This window comes from Brenneria roseae subsp. americana, from assembly GCF_003115815.1.
GTDB lineage: Bacteria > Pseudomonadota > Gammaproteobacteria > Enterobacterales > Enterobacteriaceae > Brenneria > Brenneria roseae.
Map to the genome: position 1 here is coordinate 273,940 of NZ_QDKJ01000005.1, position 15,825 is coordinate 289,764.

Below are 15,825 nucleotides of genomic sequence, written 5' to 3' on the forward strand. Positions count from 1 at the left end.
CGGGCGTGCCTGATATGAATTAGACCGCGGGCTTAGGGAAGCTCGTTCTCGTCGGTATAACGTTTGGCTTTGTATGCCGGATACATCAGGTTCTGAATGGAGAAAATATCGTCCAGTTCAGCTTCCGTCAGCAAGCCACGCTCCAGTACCACGTCACGTACGCTCTTACCGGTTTCCGCACAGATTCTGCCGACGATATCGCCGTTGTGGTGGCCGATAAACGGGTTCAGATAGGTGACGATACCGATAGAGTTAAAGACGTAGGCCTCACACACTTCTTTGTTCGCCGTGATGCCGTTAACGCATTTTTCCAGCAGGTTGTAGCACGCGTTGGTCAGGATATGAGTGGACTCGAACATGGCCTGGCCGATGACCGGTTCCATCACGTTCAACTGTAGCTGTCCTGCCTCTGCCGCCATGGTGACGCAGGTGTCATTACCGATGACTTTAAAGCACACCTGATTCACCACCTCCGGCACAACCGGATTGACCTTGGCTGGCATGATTGAAGAACCCGCCTGCAGCTCCGGCAGGTTGATTTCGTTCAGGCCGGCACGCGGTCCGGAAGAGAGCAGACGCAGGTCATTACAGATCTTCGATAATTTCACCGCCAGACGTTTCAGCGAGGAGTGCACCATCACATAAGCGCCGCAGTCCGACGTTGCTTCAATCAGATCTTCCGCCGGAACGCAAGGCAGACCGCTGACCTCCGCTAACCGCTGTACCGCCAGTTGCTGATAGCCGTCCGGCGTATTCAGCCGGGTGCCGATGGCGGTTGCGCCCAGATTGACTTCCAGCAGTAGTTCAGCGGTACGCAGCAGGTTTTTGTTTTCTTCTTTCAACAGCACGTTGAAAGCATGGAACTCCTGACCCAGCGTCATGGGAACGGCATCCTGCAACTGGGTACGGCCCATTTTCAACACGAGTTCAAATTCTTTGGCTTTGCGCTCAAATCCATTGCCCAGCTGTGTCAGTGCATCGATCAACTTCAGGATTGATGCGTATACCGCGATACGGAACCCCGTGGGGTAGGCATCGTTGGTAGACTGACATTTGTTCAGATGGTCGTTCGGGTTCAGATACTGATATTCACCTTTTGAGTGCCCCATCAGTTCCAGACCGATATTGGCTAATACTTCGTTGGTGTTCATGTTTACCGAGGTTCCCGCGCCGCCCTGATAAACATCAATCGGAAATTGATCCATACATTTGCCGTTGTTCAGGACTTCATCACAGGCCTGGATGATGACATCGGCAATTTTACGGGGGATGGTTTGCAGTTCTTTGTTCGCCAGCGCCGCGGCCTTCTTGACCATGACCATGCCGCGCACAAATTCAGGAATATCGCTTATCTTGTTGTTGCTGATATAGAAATTTTCGACAGCCCGGAGGGTATGAATACCATAATAAGCGTCGGAGGGAACTTCCCGGGTACCTAACAGGTCTTCTTCAATACGAATATTATCTGACATGAGAGCCTTCTCTTGTTCTGCTGCTGACTGGAACGGGTGTGAACTGATTATATTACCACGGGCAACAGCGACAGAATGTTTAACCATAACTGAATCTGTTTTCCGTGAGGATATTCTGTTTGAAAAACAAAAAATAGTAGTCTGGATCACTATCTTATCGTTCCATAACGGACAGATAAATGAACTGTGATAATCATCACGCGTGACTATCTTAGAACAACAAATCGTACTGTCGTAGCTTGAAAATGCGCAACTGCGCTACCATTTCAGTAAATTATCACGTGTCGTCGCGTGGTCCTCAGTCGGGTATTTTATTAACGTATTGGGTTTAAATAACATATTGAATTTTTATCGCTGAGTCTGTTTCCAACAGAATGCGCTTTCAACACACAGGAGGACCGGGTGCGCTGGTTACCGTTATTATTAATCTTTCTTTTTGCCTACATAGAGATCTCGCTGTTCATTCAGGTGGCAGAGGTGTTCGGTGTCGCGATAACGCTGCTGCTGGTGGTGTTTACTTCTTGTGTCGGCGTATCGTTGGTGCGTAATCAGGGAATGAAAACCATTATTCAAATGCAGCAGAAAATGGCGGCGGGAGAGAGCCCGGCTGCGGAAATGGTGAAAAGTGTTTCACTGGTATTGGCGGGGTTTCTGCTGTTGATTCCGGGATTTTTTACCGATTTTCTCGGGCTGTTGCTGTTATTGCCGCCGGTACAAAAACGTCTGACGTTAAAGCTGATGCCTCATCTGCACATTTGGCGTTCCGGTCCCGGTTCGGCCTCCTCCGGTGGGAATACCTTTGAAGGCGAATATCAGCGTAAAGATGACGGTAGCGGAAATATTGAGCACCGGGATGAACGGGACGATCGTTGACAGCGAGATCGGCTGAATATTATACAAGGATTATCTAATTGATAATCCTTGTTTTTTATTATCGTGTGTATAAAAAAAGAGGCTTAACGCAAAAAAAATGTATTTCCTCCCTTGAAGGGATTGGAAACGTCCCCATTTAGAACACCACAAGGTCGGATATGATTGCATGTCCGGCGTTCATCCTAAAACTGATATGGACTTTCTCAAAGGAGAGCTATCAATGAAAATTCGTCCATTGCATGACCGCGTGATCGTCAAGCGCAAAGAAGTTGAGTCCAAATCTGCTGGCGGTATCGTTCTGACCGGCTCCGCTGCAGGTAAGTCTACCCGTGGTGAAGTTCTGGCCATCGGCCATGGCCGCATCCTGGAAAACGGCGAAGTGAAGCCGCTGGATGTGAAAGTAGGCGATATCGTTATTTTCAATGATGGCTATGGCGTGAAGGCAGAGAAGATCGATAACGAAGAAGTTCTGATCATGTCTGAAAGCGACATTCTGGCAATTGTTGAAGCGTAATTGCGCGTAATCATTTGAACTGAACGAATTTAAGGGAAATACACCAATGGCAGCTAAAGACGTAAAATTCGGTAATGACGCCCGCGTAAAAATGCTGCGCGGCGTGAATGTACTGGCTGATGCAGTGAAGGTTACCCTGGGCCCGAAAGGCCGTAACGTAGTATTGGATAAATCCTTCGGTGCCCCCACGATTACTAAAGACGGTGTTTCTGTTGCACGTGAAATCGAGCTGGAAGACAAATTCGAGAACATGGGCGCGCAGATGGTAAAAGAAGTTGCCTCTAAAGCGAACGATGCTGCGGGCGACGGTACCACAACGGCAACGGTACTGGCTCAGTCCATCATCACTGAAGGTCTGAAAGCCGTTGCTGCGGGCATGAACCCGATGGATTTAAAGCGCGGTATCGATAAAGCGGTTATCGCCGCTGTTGAAGAATTGAAAAAACAATCCGTACCTTGCTCTGATTTCAAAGCCATCGCACAGGTTGGCACCATCTCTGCAAACTCCGACGAGACCGTGGGTAAACTGATTGCAGAAGCCATGGAAAAAGTAGGCAAAGAAGGCGTTATCACCGTTGAAGAAGGCACCGGCCTGCAAGACGAACTGGACGTTGTTGAAGGTATGCAGTTCGATCGCGGCTACCTGTCCCCTTACTTCATCAACAAGCCGGAAACCGGTTCTGTTGAACTGGAAAGCCCGTTCATCCTGCTGGCTGACAAAAAGATCTCCAACATTCGCGAAATGCTGCCAGTGCTGGAAGCCGTTGCTAAAGCCGGTAAACCACTGCTGATCATTGCAGAAGACGTTGAAGGCGAAGCACTGGCTACGCTGGTGGTGAACACCATGCGCGGCATCGTGAAAGTGGCTGCGGTTAAAGCGCCGGGCTTCGGCGACCGCCGTAAAGCCATGTTGCAGGATATCGCTACCCTGACGGCAGGTACGGTGATTTCTGAAGAAATCGGTCTGGAACTGGAAAAAGCGACGCTGGAAGATCTGGGTCAGGCCAAACGCGTTGTTATCAATAAAGACACCACCATCATCATTGATGGCGTGGGTGACGAAGGCGCAATCCAGGGGCGTGTTACCCAGATTCGTCAGCAGATCGAAGATGCGACTTCAGACTACGATAAAGAAAAACTGCAGGAGCGTGTGGCTAAACTGGCTGGCGGTGTAGCCGTTATCAAAGTTGGCGCAGCGACTGAAGTTGAAATGAAAGAGAAGAAAGCACGCGTTGAAGATGCCCTGCACGCAACCCGCGCAGCGGTAGAAGAAGGCGTGGTTGCGGGTGGCGGTGTTGCACTGATTCGTGCCGCTTCCTCTATCTCTGCTTCTGGTCTGAAAGGTGATAACGAAGATCAGAACGTCGGCATCAAAGTTGCGCTGCGCGCAATGGAAGCACCGCTGCGTCAGATCGTGGTTAATGCCGGTGAAGAAGCCTCCGTTATCGCCAACACCGTGAAAGCGGGTGAAGGTAACTACGGTTACAACGCTGCAACTGAAGAATACGGCAACATGCTGGACTACGGTATCCTGGATCCGACCAAGGTGACCCGTTCTGCTCTGCAGTACGCGGCGTCTATCGCTGGTCTGATGATCACCACCGAATGTATGGTTACCGAACTGCCGAAAGATGATAAGGCGGATTTAGGTGCCGCAGGTGGTATGGGCGGCATGGGTGGAATGGGCGGTATGATGTAATAAGGTGTCGTTGTCATCGGGCACCGCGTTCCGATGACAATCTGATCCCTGATTACTTTCGTTTGCATCCACGCTTTGCAAAAAAGCACTATCTCAGGCTATGCCGGATAGTGCTTTTTTTATGGCTGCCGTCTTTTACTTTCAGGCCGTTGCTTTGCAATGTTGGAGACGCGCCAGGCGTTTTTTTATGCCTGAGCGTTTCTTTTCCGCTTTATCTGCACGTTGTCCTGCCTTACGTGTTATGACGTGACTTTCCCTTTGAAATCAGTAAGTCTTCCCGGTGCGAAAAGATTGCCGAAATCGTGTTTCATCCGTGATCAATCGGTTCATTACATGTCATAGAGAGGCCATTCTGCGCTACAATATGAGACGTTTATTTTATTTACGAAACAGCCCAAGGCGGAGTGGGGACAATGTCTGATGATGCGCCGGCTCTTCTGCGCGCCATTGAGTGGTGTACTGAGCCATCTCCGGTTCTGCCCGGATATATTGCGAGCTGGTTGATGGAAACGGGCTCAATGACGCAGCGGCTCGAGACGTATTGCACCCAACTGACGGTTGAACTCTGCAATGAACGTTTTGTCATTTCTTCAGAACTGTGCGATGAGCGGGAACATTTGCCGGCCAGTGAGCGTTATTGGCTGCGTGAGGTCGTGCTTTATGGCGATGAACGGCCATGGCTGTTTGGCCGTACACTGATCCCTCTGCAAACGTTGGAAGGGGCCGGCTCGGGCTTGAAAGCGATCGGTGATGAGCCGTTGGGTCGTTATCTGTTTCAGCAAGAGACGCTGACGCGTGATTATATTCATACCGGATGCTGTGCCGGTTTGTGGGCGCGGCGTTCGCGTTTGTGTCTTTCTGGCAGTCCGTTTCTGCTGACTGAACTGTTTCTGCCAGAAGCACCGCTTTATTTTACGGATAGCTGTGAAGGCTAGCCGGCAATTGAGGAGATGAGTCCGTTGGAAAGAAGTATAACGGCGGGAAAATGGCTGGCTTACTGTCGTTTGATGCGTATTGATAAGCCGATTGGTTCCCTGCTGCTGCTGTGGCCAACGCTATGGGCCTTATGGATGGCAGGTCGCGGCATACCTGAACCCTGGGTCCTGTTTGTTTTCGTCGCCGGGGTTTTTTTAATGCGTGCAGCAGGCTGCGTTATCAATGATTATGCCGATCGTCATTTTGACGGCCATGTGAAACGTACCGCTTCGCGTCCTCTGCCCAGCGGCATGGTCAGTGAACAGGCGGCAAAAGTTCTGTTTGTGATGCTGGTTCTGCTGGCGTTCAGTCTGGTGCTGACGTTGAATCGGATGACCATCTGGCTTTCCGTTGCCGGATTGGCGTTGGCCTGGGTATATCCATTTATGAAACGCGTCAGCCATTTACCGCAGTTTGTTCTGGGAGCGGCGTTTGGTTGGTCAATTCCGATGGCCTATGCCGCAGTCAGTGAAACGCTGCCGTTAACCTGCTGGCTGATGTTTCTGGCTTATATCTGCTGGACGGTTGCTTATGATACGCAATATGCGATGGTTGATCGGGATGATGATCTCAAGATCGGTATCAAATCCACAGCGATCCTGTTTGGCCGTTTTGATACGTTGATCATTGGTTTACTGCAATTGGGCACTTTGTTACTGATGGCGGCGCTGGGCTACCTTACATCGCTGGGCCCTGTCTTTTATGCCTCGCTACTGGTGGCCACCGGGCTGTTTGTTTATCAGCAACGCTTGATCGCCGGGCGGGAACGTGATGCCTGTTTCAAGGCCTTTAAAAACAATAATTATGTCGGTATGGCGTTGTTTGCCGGTGTGATATTGGGTTTGTAACGCGGGATGTTGCTGATAGATGTTGCTGATAAAACGGCGGCGATATACTTCGCCGCCGTTTTTGTCTGGCGTAAGGTGTTATTCCTGTGAATGGTTTTCCACTGCCGGCAGTGTGTCATTTTCCGTTTCCGCCGGTGAACTGGCGCTTTCAATCGTCAACCTGACTTCCGGGGTGATTAAATCGGCCAGAATATTGTAGATTGTCAAAATATCACCCTGAGCCGCTTCAAGGCTGTCGGTGATGTAGCCTTCACTGCGCAACGTCGCAACCAGCGTTGAGAAAACGGCCTTATCGAAGAATTCAGGCGCGTTGATGCCGTGCAACACGGACAGGCGTTGTGCCATGTTGCGGCTCTCTTTCTCCAGCGTTCCGCGATTGATCTCAGGATTCGCTCCCAGCAGTGACAACGTGATGGCATAGCGTTGCAGCGTTTCACGTACACCGGCCGCTAAAAGTTGCAGCGTGCGGATACGGGCCGGATTGATGAGCAAGTCGCCTTCTTTGCTGCACAACAACTGCTGACGGGTTAACTCGGCTACCAGTGTGGATATCACTTCCGGTAGCTGCTCCTTTGAATAATGCAGAAACAGTTCGGCCTTCAGCAGCGGATAAATCAGCGTCACCTGACGAACCACTTCAGCGAGCGTAATGCGGCGGTGATGAATCGCCATGCTGGCAATGAGCGACGGCAATATCAGCAGGTGCTGAATGTTATTGCGGTAATACGTCATCAACACGGCCTGTTCCCGCGGCAGAATAATAATGTCGCCGATACTGTCTTTCTCGACTTCAAATTTATCCATGCCCAGCGCGTGTTCCAGTAGCTCCTCCGCCGCCTTTTTCGGTGCGGTGATGTCTTTATGGTAAGGAACGTTACGCAGCAGTTGCAGATAACAATCCAGCTGTTCCTGCATTTGTTCTCTGGTCAGAGATCGCTGACGCGAAGCCAGCAAAGCCGTTGAGCAGAGATTCATGGCATTTGCCGCAGCGGAATTGTTGATGCGTACCATGATATCCGTAGCGATATCCTGCACGGTCGGTGTCAGCCAGCTCGGGCGCTGTGCTTCAATCGGGTCAATGGCGTCACGCCACTGCGGTACATGTTGATTCAGGTAGGTGGTTAACGGCAGCGGTTCGCCGAAGTTCACGTAACCTTGTCCGAGATTGCGTAATTTACGCAAGCCGCGAACCATCTGCATAAAGCCTTCTTTCTCTTTTGTTGCGCCGCGCAGTTCTTTCGCGTAGGTGCCGACCTCCATGACGTGCTCATAGCCGACATAGATAGGCACCAGCGTAATGGGGCGCGTACCGCCGCGCAACATGGCCTGAATAGTCATGGCCAGCGTACCGGTCTTTGGCTCCAGCAGGCGCCCTGTACGTGAACGGCCACCTTCAACAAAATATTCGACCGAGTAACCCCGGGCAAAAAGCTCGCCCAGATATTCACGGAAAATGGTGGAATACAGTTTATTGCCTTTGAAGGTACGGCGAATAAAGAACGCGCCTAAGCGACGGAAAATCGGGCCGGCGGGCCAGAAGTTCAGGTTAATGCCCGCCGCGATATGCGGGGGCACCAGCCCCTGATGATAGAGCACATAGGACAGCAGTAAATAGTCCATGTGGCTACGGTGACAGGGGACATAGACGATTTCATGTCCATCCTGTGCCAGTTGGCGTACGCGCTCGGCGTTGTGGACGTTGATGCCCTGATAGAGGCGGTTCCACGTCCAGCTTAATACACGATCCGACAGACGAACCGCTTCATAAGAGAAGTCGGCGGCAATTTCCTCCATCAGGGCAATCGCGTTTTGCTGTGCTTTCTCATGGGAGATTTTTTTGCTGCGCGCTTCGTCATCTACGGCCTTTTTGATCGCCTTGGAATCAAGCAGCTTATTAAACAGCTCCTGACGTACCGGCAGACGCGGCCCTACCGCCGCCAATCGCTGACGGGAGAAGTGCATGCGGGCGACCCGCGCCAGCTTGTGGGCGATGGTTTTGTCAGTACCGTGCTCGGTTGCCATGTAACGTAATGACACCGGGCTGGAAAAACGGACAAAGCTGTCGCGGCCCAGCCACAGTACGGCAAAGAATTTCTCGATACCGTTCAGCAACCGCAAATGCGGGGTAGCCTGATTTTGTCCTTCACGGCCGGGCGAACGACCAAACATGACGGAAACCGGCACCATTTGCACATCCAGATCGGGATTGGCGCGGTGCAAATCCAGATAGTCGTGAAACAGTTTTACCGATTTCTGTTTTGGAACGTAGTATCGGAAAAGACGGGGACCGTCATTGATAAAGACATGACTGGGCAGTTCCACTCCGCCAATGTCCACGGGCAGCAGGGGATCAGGCAAACCAAGCGTCTGACATTTTGTCCGCAGTGTCATTAAATCTGCCTGAGAATTGTAAGGCAACACATAGAGGATAGGGCGTGACGGGTCTAAACCCAGCTCAGTCACGGGATCTATGGGTATGACTTTACTTTTCACTAACAGCCCGAGTGGGAAACTCAATAATTTATAGTAAATTTTACGCCAACCTGACATAACAACTTGAAGCCTCTTGTTAGCAATGCGTCGCAAGGATACCAGAAACTGCGCTGGAGATCTGTGGTTATGAGACAACGGTTAAGTGTTAAAATGCGGGCGATCTCTTATAAGCTATTTTTATAAAAAACGGAGGATAAATGAATAAAGCAACGGGAATGACCCGGATTATCAAAGCAACCGGCTATTCCCTTAAGGGACTGAAACAGGCATGGCGGCACGAAGCGGCTTTTCGTCAGGAAACGGTGCTGACGATCGTCGGGGTGGTTATCGCCTGTCTGCTGCCCGTCACGCTGGTCGAGACGCTGTTGCTTATCGGAGCGGTCGTGTTGATCATGCTTTTTGAACTGGTGAACAGTGCGATTGAAGCCGTCGTGGATCGCGTGGGCACTGAGCATCATGAATTATCCGGCCGGGCGAAGGACATCGGATCGGCTGCCGTTTTTGTGGCTATTCTGCTCGCGGCTGTCGTCTGGGGCAGTATTCTGTGGCGGCATTTTGCATGAAGGTTGGCAGAAATTAATAAAAAACCGAGGTTTACTCACATCCCGGTTCCCAATTGGGTATGACCTGTATATACTCACAGCAAGACTGTATAAACAACCAGGGGGCGGAATGAAAGTATTAACAGCCAGACAGCAACAGGTTTATGACCTGATCCGCGATCATATTGCGCAGACCGGTATGCCGCCTACGCGTGCAGAAATTGCCCAACAACTGGGATTTCGTTCGCCTAATGCCGCTGAAGAGCATTTGAAAGCATTAGCGCGCAAGGGGGTGATTGAAATCGTATCTGGCGCATCTCGTGGTATTCGGTTGCTGATGGAAGAAGAGGCTGGCATTCCGTTGATTGGCCGTGTTGCTGCGGGTGAGCCGCTTCTGGCGCAAGAGCATATTGAATGTCATTATCAGGTCGATCCCGGCATGTTCAAACCCAGAGCGGATTTCTTACTGCGGGTAAACGGCATGTCGATGAAAGATATCGGTATTATGGATGGTGATCTGCTGGCCGTACATAAAACGCAGGATGTGCATAACGGTCAGGTCGTCGTTGCCCGTATTGAAGATGAGGTGACGGTAAAACGACTAAAAAAACAAGGGAATACGGTTCAGTTGCTGGCTGAAAACGAAGAGTTTTCTCCTATCGTCGTCGATCTGCGCGAGCAGAGTTTCTCTATCGAAGGTCTGGCCGTTGGCGTAATTCGTAACGGTGACTGGAGCTGACTTTAGGCACCCTACGCCAGGCGATAGGTTTGCCGTCCCGACATTGATTCATGCATCGCCCCGTTCCGGGGCGATGTTGTTTATCCCCTCATTCATCACTCCTTGATACCTTGCCTGCCGACGCGGTGCTCCGATCTTTTTGGGTTATACCGTTGATATATTTATTTACATTTGATGGGAGTAAATAAATATATGCGTTACTTCCTGTTTTTATGTGGTTTTTAAATTATTTCATCATTATAAAAATCATTTATTCAGACTTAGGGTCTGGTTTACATAAAATAACCAGAATTATTTACTATAATTATTTTCAAGATAAGCATTTTTATCTTATTTGATGATGAATGCTGAAATTAACGATATGGGTATAAGTAACTATTTACTTATGCCATTTTAACCTAAGTTATGGAGATTACTATGAATAAGGACCAAACCAGCGGTAACTGGAAACAGCTTAAAGGTAAAGCGAAAGAACAGTGGGGTAAACTGACTGACGATGATTTGAAGATTATCGAAGGTAAACGTGACCAATTGGTTGGCAAGATCCAGGAACGCTATGGTTACGAGCAGGAAGCTGCCGAGAAAGAAGTAAAAGACTGGGAAAGTCGTAACAAATACTTCTGGTAAGGAAAACCATCATCCCTGGCGGCATGGCAATCTTGCTGGCTGAGTCAGGATAAACTGGCATAACAAGGAACGATACCGCGGGTCTACGCGGATGCGCCAGATACACAGGGAGGTGTCTGCTGAATTAGCCCTTGCGAGTAATCGTGAGGGCTAACGCTTTTTGATCGGTATGCTGTGGTCGTGATCGCAATGATCCGTTTGTTTACATGTCGCGACTTCCTGACAGCTTTCACATAGCCCATGCGCTTCAATCACGCTGTGGCGCAAAGTAAAACCCGCCTGTTGCGCCAAATTACGGAGTGTTTCTTCCACCCCTTCAGTCTGACGTTCGGTAACCTGACTGCATCGGTCGCAGATAAAGAGTGCGGAGGTGTGACTATGATCCTCAATATGGTGACAGAGCACGTAGCTGTTGTTTGACTCGACCCGATGAATAAAACCCTGCTCCAGTAAGAAATCAAGAGCACGATAAACTGTCGGCGGTTTAGCCTGCGGTTCTGATATCCGTAAGAGATCGAGCAGATCGTAGGCGCTGATGGCACCAGACTGTTGCGCCATCAGACGTAACACTTCCAGTCGCTGTGGCGTCAGACGAACGCCGCGCTGCTGACAAATCTGTTCAGCCTGGGCAAGTAATTTGTCCTGTGTGGTTGAATCCATTGCCATATCACCCTGACGGATAGAGAAACGAAGTGCATATCTTATCACGGCTGGAGAAAAACACCGAGCCAGTGACGCCGGCTTATCAGGTGCGTTAGCGAAGACGGCGTGTGTCAGGCAACCAGGTCGATTAACAAGGCCCGCAGTGATGTTTCAGCCGTTAGAGTCAACGCCGATTCATGTTGGATAAACGCACCGTCACCACAGTGCAGCACCTGGGGGCCTGACTGTTCATGGATGCTCATGGAGCCATGAATCAACTGCAAATAAGCCCGATTGCCTTGCAGCATAATGGTCTGTTGCTCATTTTCTTGCCATTCCAGATGATGGATCCACACTTGTTGGCGGAGTTGCAAACTGCCTTGCTCGCCCTCTGGTGAGGCCAATAAACGATGGCCGGTTTTGTTCAGCGATAAGCGCTGTAGCGCATCGTTTTCTCGCGTTGGGCAAGCATCCAGCCACAGTTGCATGCGCGTCAGCGGCTTACAACTGCTGGCATTGTGCTCGCTATAGCTGATATGCGGCTGAGTCGCGAGCAGTAAAACCTCCCCCTCTTTGGCATAGATATGATGGCCGTTACTGTCGCGGTATTCCGCTTCTCCCTGGAGGACGATATTTAAAATGTCCACGGGCGGATAAGTGCGCGGCTGGAAGGAAGCGCCTGGTGTCAGCACTTCCTGATTTAGCACGCGCAGCGATGCATAGCCCAGTAATTGAGGGTCGAAGTAGTGGCCGAATGAGAAAGTATAACGTGCTTGCAACCAGCCATAGTCAGCTTGACCGCATTGCTCCGCCGCTCTTCTTATGATCATGGTGATTGCCCTGACTATTTATTTCTTAAACAAATAGTAATTGTGTGGACGCTGGATTGTTAGCTAGTTAATCTGGTCGGTATATTCAAAATTCCTGAATGAGTACGAAAATGGCTAAAGAACGGGCATTGACGCTGGAAGCCTTGAGGGTCATGGACGCGATTGATCGTCGGGGAAGCTTTGCCGCAGCGGCGGATGAGTTAGGGCGAGTGCCTTCTGCGCTGAGCTACACCATGCAAAAGCTGGAGGAAGAGTTGGATGTGGTGCTGTTTGACCGTTCCGGACACCGCACCAAATTCACGAACGTTGGCCGTATGTTGCTGGAGCGTGGACGTATTCTGCTGGAAGCGGCGGACAAGCTTACGACGGATGCGGAAGCGTTGGCCCGCGGTTGGGAAACTCACCTGACGATTGTGACCGAGGCATTGATCCCCAGTCAGCGGCTTTTTCCATTGCTCGATAAGTTATCCCTGAAGGCCAATACCCAGGTTTCCATCCTGACTGAAGTGTTAGCCGGGGCGTGGGAGCGTCTGGAACAAGGACGAGCAGATATTGTTATTGCGCCGGATATGCATTTCCGCGCGTCTTCCGAAATCAATACACGCAAACTCTATACGCTGAAGAGTGTCTATGTGGCCAGCCCGGACCATCCTATTCATCAGGAGCCGGAACCGCTATCGGATGTCACCCGGATAAAATACCGTGGGATTGCTGTTGCCGATACCGCGCGTGAACGTCCGGTGTTAACGGTACAGTTATTGGATAAACAGCAGCGCCTGACGTTGAGCTCTCTGGACGATAAACGCCGCGCTTTGCTGGCAGGATTGGGGGTGGCGACGATGCCTTATCCCATGGTGGCCCAGGATATTGCCGCAGGTCGGTTACGTGTCGTTAGCCCCGAATACTCAATGGAGAGCCAGATCATCATGGCCTGGCGACGAGATAGTATGGGCGAAGCGAAATCCTGGTGTTTGCGGGAAATTCCCAAATTGCTCAATCAGGCTTGAGACTCTGCCGACGGCGGACAACTTCAGGACTTGGCCATCAATATCCTCTTCCCGGTAAAGGGGAGAGCCGAAGAACCTGACATCAACCAGAGTTAACCGGCAAACTCTCTGTCGCGCCCGTGGGGGCTGTTCAGATCCTGTTCCGGGCCCAGTGAAATCACGCCGTGTGGATTGATCGTGACGTGACTCCGGTAATAATGGTGGCGGATATGCGCCATGTTCACCGTATCAGCGATGCCAGGCATCTGATAGATGTCACGTAAAAAACCAAACAGATTCGGGTAATCGCTTAAGCGGTATTTATCGCACTTAAAATGGGTGTGATAGACCGGATCAAAACGTATCAGCGTTGTCCATAGCCGCAGGTCTGCCTCGGTCAACTGCGAACCCGTCAGATAACGTTGTTGCGCAAGGATGGATTCCAGCCGGGATAAGGCGGCAAAAACTTCCGAGGCTGCTTCGTCATACGCAGACTGACTAGTGGCAAAACCGGCCTTATAGACGCCGTTATTCACTTTGTCATAGATCCAGCCGTTCAATTCATCAATCTGCGGGCGCAGCGCGGCCGGGTAATAATCACCCGCTTTGGCGCCCGCTTGATCGAATGCGCTGTTGAACATGCGGATAATATCGGCGGATTCGTTACTGACGATGGTGTGCTGCTCCGTGTCCCACAACACGGGCACAGTGACCCGGCCACTGTAATCAGATTTGGCATGGAGATAGAGTTGATAGAGAAACTCGTGCTGATAAAGGGAGTCCCCCGTCGCATCTGGAAAATCGACATCAAAGGTCCAGCCGTGATCCAGCATCAGGGGATGAACCACAGAAACGGGAATCTGCGTTTCCAATCCTTTTAATTGGCGCATTAATAAAGTGCGGTGTGCCCAGGGGCAGGCCAGCGAAACGTAGAGGTGATAACGGCCTGATGCCGCCTGAAAACCGCCATGACCGGTGATGCCAGGCTGACCGTCAGGGGTGACCCAATTGCGAAAATGTGATTCCGAACGTTTGAAATGTCCGCCGGTAGATTTTGTTTCGTACCAGGTATTGTGCCATACGCCGTCAATCAGTTGCCCCATAAATCCTCCGCAAATTGAAGAATGGCAAAACGACGACACGTTTTGCGTTTGTCGTCGTTTATCTGGATATTAAGTGTAGTACAGGCGGAACACGCCTTGCCTTACCACTTTTTATTCAGAATACGGTCGATGCTGAATGCGCCCGGACCCGTTACCGCCAGCAGAATATAGCCACCTGCGATAGTCAGGTTTTTCATGAACATCAGTTGATTCACGCCTTCAGCGAAGTTGGTATGGAAAATCAGCGCCGTCAGGATCGTAAAGCCCGCAGTGAACAGCGCCACGGTGCGAGTCAGCAGACCAAACAGAACGGCCAGACCGCCGCCCAGTTCCAACAGAATGGTCAACGGCAGCAGGAAGGTTGGAACCCCCATCGCCTGCATATACTGTTGGGTGCCAGCATAGGCATCGCCCAGTTTTCCATATCCTGCCGAGATGAACAGAATCGGCATTAAAATACGGGCGATCAGCAGCGCGGTACTTTCTAAATTTTTCATCATGTCTCCAATCAATTTTTACAAGGCTTACTTACCTGTGATGTTCTGGTGACTGGCTGGCTGCAAACAAACATCCGCCCGGTCATCAACTTATGGACAGATGGTATAGTGGCGCGGTATGGCGCACCAGCGAGTATAATTGTTGGTTTTTTTCAGAAAAATTGATGTTCTTTTAAAAGGGATAATCTTGGCTGCCAACGAGGGGAGATTGCCATCGCCATAGCAAATTTTTTGACCAGAAAAGAGACAAACACAGAACGCCATACTCAGGCGGCAGCGTATTGTCAGGTTGAAAAAAGAGAGGGATCAGCGTTGAGGAAAGGTTTTACGGAGAAGCCGCAAGGTGCCCCAGAGACCCAAAGCCCGTCTGCCCCAACGAATCAATCGGCTTGGGTGACGAGCGCCATAAAGCGCGATGAGGCCGGAGCCCACAATCCAGTATCTGCGCCACTGCATCAGGCTGTGCCAGTAGCGATCGTAATGCGCGGTTGAATCCAGCCACTCATTCTTTCCTGCGGATAGATCCAGCCGCTGTTGCTGTATTGCGCGCAGCAGTTGTGCTTTTTCCCTGTTGCGCTGTTGCTGACTCATTTTGATTCGTCCTCCAGCAAGGCGCGGTCTGTTTCCAGCTCTTTGCGGGTGGCTTTAAGCAGTGTGGATTTGCGTACTTTTACCAATGTCCAGATCCCGATAATCAGCGCCAATCCCAGCAGCGTGGCGGTAATACACCCGAGAGCGAACAGGCGATCCTGGGGATCAATTCCCAAAATAATTAACGCAATTAACGTCATTAGGCCAAACGTGGCGAAAAGCAGCGTCAGCCCGGCCATCATCAATAATTGAATCAGATTGGTTTTTTCTTCTTCCAACTCAATGACGGCCAAACGAACCCGCGTTTCCACCATGCTGACCAGGATGGAAATAATACGTTGCGCAGACGCTATGGCCCCGCTTGCGGGGCCTTGTCGTTGTTTATCAGTCATAA

At 50.7% G+C, this 15,825-nt stretch carries 17 protein-coding genes; 9 read left to right on the forward strand and 8 right to left on the reverse strand.

The window, feature by feature from the left end:
• Window positions 1-32 precede the first annotated feature (32 nt).
• Complete coding sequence (gene aspA / locus B4923_RS08655; RefSeq protein ID WP_109053940.1) at window positions 33-1,472, reverse strand: aspartate ammonia-lyase; 1,440 nt, start codon at window positions 1,470-1,472, stop codon at window positions 33-35.
• Between the two features lie 402 nt (window positions 1,473-1,874).
• On the opposite strand from aspA, the gene B4923_RS08660 reads away from it, so the two are divergent.
• The 5 genes from B4923_RS08660 (at window position 1,875) to ubiA (ending at window position 6,381) form a co-directional block, all read left to right on the forward strand.
• Window positions 1,875-2,345, forward strand: a complete 471-nt coding sequence (locus B4923_RS08660; protein ID WP_109053941.1) for an FxsA family protein — start codon at window positions 1,875-1,877, stop codon at window positions 2,343-2,345.
• A 220-nt stretch (window positions 2,346-2,565) separates the two neighbouring features.
• A complete protein-coding gene (locus B4923_RS08665; RefSeq protein WP_048636335.1) occupies window positions 2,566-2,859 on the forward strand; it encodes a co-chaperone GroES in 294 nt (97 codons plus the stop codon).
• A gap of 46 nt (window positions 2,860-2,905) precedes the next feature.
• Window positions 2,906-4,558: a chaperonin GroEL gene (groL, locus tag B4923_RS08670; protein WP_109053942.1), complete on the forward strand. Its 1,653-nt coding sequence runs from the start codon at window positions 2,906-2,908 to the stop codon at window positions 4,556-4,558.
• A 413-nt stretch (window positions 4,559-4,971) separates the two neighbouring features.
• The gene (ubiC, locus tag B4923_RS08675) at window positions 4,972-5,493 is read left to right on the forward strand and encodes a chorismate lyase (RefSeq protein ID WP_109053943.1); all 522 of its coding nucleotides are present in this window, start codon (window positions 4,972-4,974) and stop codon (window positions 5,491-5,493) included.
• Window positions 5,494-5,508: 15 nt separating this feature from the next.
• Window positions 5,509-6,381, forward strand: a complete 873-nt coding sequence (gene ubiA, locus B4923_RS08680; protein WP_425428602.1) for a 4-hydroxybenzoate octaprenyltransferase — start codon at window positions 5,509-5,511, stop codon at window positions 6,379-6,381.
• A 78-nt stretch (window positions 6,382-6,459) separates the two neighbouring features.
• On the opposite strand, the gene plsB is transcribed toward ubiA, so the two are convergent.
• Entirely contained in the window at window positions 6,460-8,931 is a 2,472-nt protein-coding gene (plsB, locus tag B4923_RS08685) for a glycerol-3-phosphate 1-O-acyltransferase PlsB (protein ID WP_109053944.1), read from the reverse strand.
• A 140-nt stretch (window positions 8,932-9,071) separates the two neighbouring features.
• Between plsB and B4923_RS08690 the strand changes: the two genes are divergently transcribed.
• The 3 genes from B4923_RS08690 (at window position 9,072) to B4923_RS08700 (ending at window position 10,782) form a co-directional block, all read left to right on the forward strand.
• Window positions 9,072-9,437, forward strand: a complete 366-nt coding sequence (locus B4923_RS08690; protein ID WP_109053945.1) for a diacylglycerol kinase — start codon at window positions 9,072-9,074, stop codon at window positions 9,435-9,437.
• Between the two features lie 109 nt (window positions 9,438-9,546).
• Complete coding sequence (lexA, locus tag B4923_RS08695; protein WP_109053946.1) at window positions 9,547-10,155, forward strand: transcriptional repressor LexA; 609 nt, start codon at window positions 9,547-9,549, stop codon at window positions 10,153-10,155.
• Window positions 10,156-10,572: 417 nt separating this feature from the next.
• Complete coding sequence (locus tag B4923_RS08700) at window positions 10,573-10,782, forward strand: CsbD family protein (protein ID WP_109053947.1); 210 nt, start codon at window positions 10,573-10,575, stop codon at window positions 10,780-10,782.
• Window positions 10,783-10,932: 150 nt separating this feature from the next.
• Here the strand turns inward: B4923_RS08700 and zur are convergent, their stop codons facing one another.
• Together zur and B4923_RS08710 are read right to left on the reverse strand one after the other, a co-directional pair.
• The gene (gene zur, locus B4923_RS08705) at window positions 10,933-11,442 is read right to left on the reverse strand and encodes a zinc uptake transcriptional repressor Zur (RefSeq protein ID WP_109053948.1); all 510 of its coding nucleotides are present in this window, start codon (window positions 11,440-11,442) and stop codon (window positions 10,933-10,935) included.
• 113 nt (window positions 11,443-11,555) lie between these two features.
• Window positions 11,556-12,254, reverse strand: a complete 699-nt coding sequence (locus B4923_RS08710) for a pirin family protein (protein ID WP_109053949.1) — start codon at window positions 12,252-12,254, stop codon at window positions 11,556-11,558.
• Between the two features lie 110 nt (window positions 12,255-12,364).
• Here B4923_RS08710 and B4923_RS08715 point away from each other — a divergent pair, with 110 nt between their 5' ends.
• Complete coding sequence (locus B4923_RS08715; RefSeq protein ID WP_109053950.1) at window positions 12,365-13,261, forward strand: LysR family transcriptional regulator; 897 nt, start codon at window positions 12,365-12,367, stop codon at window positions 13,259-13,261.
• 92 nt (window positions 13,262-13,353) lie between these two features.
• Here the strand turns inward: B4923_RS08715 and B4923_RS08720 are convergent, their stop codons facing one another.
• From B4923_RS08720 to B4923_RS08735, 4 genes are all read right to left on the reverse strand, one after another.
• Window positions 13,354-14,343 carry a glutathione S-transferase family protein gene (locus B4923_RS08720; RefSeq protein WP_109053951.1) on the reverse strand — a complete coding sequence of 330 codons (990 nt, stop codon included), beginning with the start codon at window positions 14,341-14,343 and terminating at the stop codon, window positions 13,354-13,356.
• A gap of 101 nt (window positions 14,344-14,444) precedes the next feature.
• The gene (locus tag B4923_RS08725) at window positions 14,445-14,840 is read right to left on the reverse strand and encodes a DoxX family protein (RefSeq protein WP_109054004.1); all 396 of its coding nucleotides are present in this window, start codon (window positions 14,838-14,840) and stop codon (window positions 14,445-14,447) included.
• Between the two features lie 306 nt (window positions 14,841-15,146).
• Window positions 15,147-15,431, reverse strand: coding sequence for a YqjK-like family protein (locus tag B4923_RS08730; protein WP_109053952.1), 285 nt, complete (start codon window positions 15,429-15,431; stop codon window positions 15,147-15,149).
• Window positions 15,428-15,823 carry a phage holin family protein gene (locus B4923_RS08735; RefSeq protein WP_109053953.1) on the reverse strand — a complete coding sequence of 132 codons (396 nt, stop codon included), beginning with the start codon at window positions 15,821-15,823 and terminating at the stop codon, window positions 15,428-15,430. The genes B4923_RS08730 and B4923_RS08735 overlap by 4 nt, the downstream gene beginning before the upstream one ends.
• Window positions 15,824-15,825: the final 2 nt, after the last annotated feature.